Origin of the sequence: Mesorhizobium sp. M7A.F.Ca.CA.004.04.2.1 (assembly GCF_004022825.1) — a bacterium.
Lineage (GTDB): Bacteria > Pseudomonadota > Alphaproteobacteria > Rhizobiales > Rhizobiaceae > Mesorhizobium.
The window spans coordinates 1-1821 of record NZ_RZPH01001135.1; the positions used below are offsets into that span (position 1 = coordinate 1).

Sequence of the window (1821 nt, forward strand, 5' to 3'; positions counted from 1 at the left end):
CGGCAAGGGTGCTTCGACCAAGGTCGCTATCGACACCGGCGTGCCGACGGCGGCATCCGACGTGTTCCAACTCGACGGCATCTACCGTGTCTTGAACCAGCATCCCGACATCCAGGTCGTTTCGCAGCAGGCCACCGAATACAATCCGGAAAAGGCGCGCTCGATCATGGAGACCGTGCTGCAACAGCATCCGGATCTTTGCGGCGCCATCGGCATCTGGGACAATCAGGACACCGGCACGGCGTCTGCGATCCAGCAGGCCGGCAAGGGCGACCAGGTCTTCCTCGTCACAAGCGGCGGCGGCAACAGGGTCGGCTGCGAGAATGTCGAGAAGGGCCTGTTCAATCTCTACATCAGCTACAACGTGCCGCTGCAGGGCGAAATCCTGAATGCGGAGATCGCAAGGCTGCTGCTCTCCGACGGTACCGCCGGCGAGACCAAGACGCTCTATTTCAATCCGCTGACGCAGATCACCAAGGCCAACGTCAACCAGCGCAATTGCTGGACGCTGGACGATCTGAAGTAGGGAATCCTGACTTATGGCCACCAGCGATGCGCTTTCACGGCTGCGGTACCGGCTTTTGCCGGACCGCCTGTTCGGCGAATTGCTGACCAAGAGCTGGATCGACAACGTCATTCCGGCATTGGCGCTGGTGGTCACGATCCTCGTCATGACGTGGATCATCCCTGGCTATTTCTCGGTCGGCAACCTTACCGATCTCGCCCGCCAGGTGTCGGAATTCGGCCTGATCGCACTGGCGCTCACCATCGTCATCCTCTCGGGCGGCATCGACCTCTCGGTCGGCTCGATGTTCGCGCTATGCGTGCTTGCCGCCCTGGTATCGATGAACGTTGCCGGCCTGCCGGTCGGCGTGGCATTGATCGCGACGCTAGCCACGGGCCTCGTCTGCGGGCTGCTCAACGGGGTGCTGATCGGCTATCTCAGGCTGCGCGCCTTCATCACCACTCTGGTGACACTGGTCATCTACCGGGCGCTCTACGACATCATCTTTCCCCGGCTTGCCAGCGCGATCGTCGGCTCGATGCCGGTCTCCCCGACCTGGGACCTGATCGGCTTCGGCACCTTCTACGGCCTGCCCGTCTCCTTCGCCATTTTCGCCGTCATCGCCCTTGGCGCGCATATCGTCCTGTCAAGGCTAAGGCCAGGATGGCGGTTGCGCGCCGTCGGCGGTGCGCGCCGCTCCGCCTACAATGCCGGCATCAACGTCAAGCTGACGGTTTGCCTCGCCTATGTCGCATCGGGCCTGCTGACCGCGACCGCTGCCTTTCTGTTTTCCGCCCGGCTCGGCAGCACCGGCGCCGACACCGGCATAGGGCTGGAGATTTCCGTATTGACCGCCGTGGTGCTTGGCGGCGTTTCGCTGGGTGGCGGCCGCGGTTCGGTCGGCAATGCGGTGATCGGCTCCATCCTGGTGCTGATCCTGACCAGCGGCCTCATCCGCCTGTCGATGCCCGGCTCGGTCAACCAGCTGATCCTCGGTCTGGTGCTGATCGCCGCCGTGCTGTTCGACGCCAAATGGGTGAAGAACCGCGGCAAGCTGTTGAGCAAAGTCTATGTCTCGCCGACCTATCTGAAGCTGCCGAATTTGACGCCGCCGACCGGAACCGACGTGCTTGCCGTCAATGACAGGCTTGGCGCGGCGGAGCTCATAGGGCTTGGCGCGGTCGAAGGTCCCGAGGACGTCGTCCTCGACCGCGACGACAATCTCTATACCGGTACGCGGCACGGTACGATCGTCCGTTTCCTCGCGCCCGACTATGCGCGCAGCGAGGTCTTCGCCCGTATCGGCGGTCATCCCC

The 1821-nt window shown here is 63.2% G+C and carries 2 protein-coding genes; both read left to right on the forward strand.

Features of this window, described 5'->3' with window-relative positions; genetic code table 11:
- Positions 1–526, forward strand: a 526-nt coding sequence (locus tag EN893_RS32150) for a substrate-binding domain-containing protein (protein ID WP_164901309.1), incomplete at its 5' end; no start/stop codon positions are given.
- 13 nt (positions 527–539) lie between these two features.
- Positions 540–1821: ABC transporter permease (locus EN893_RS32155; protein ID WP_164901310.1), on the forward strand; the 1282-nt coding region annotated here is incomplete at its 3' end.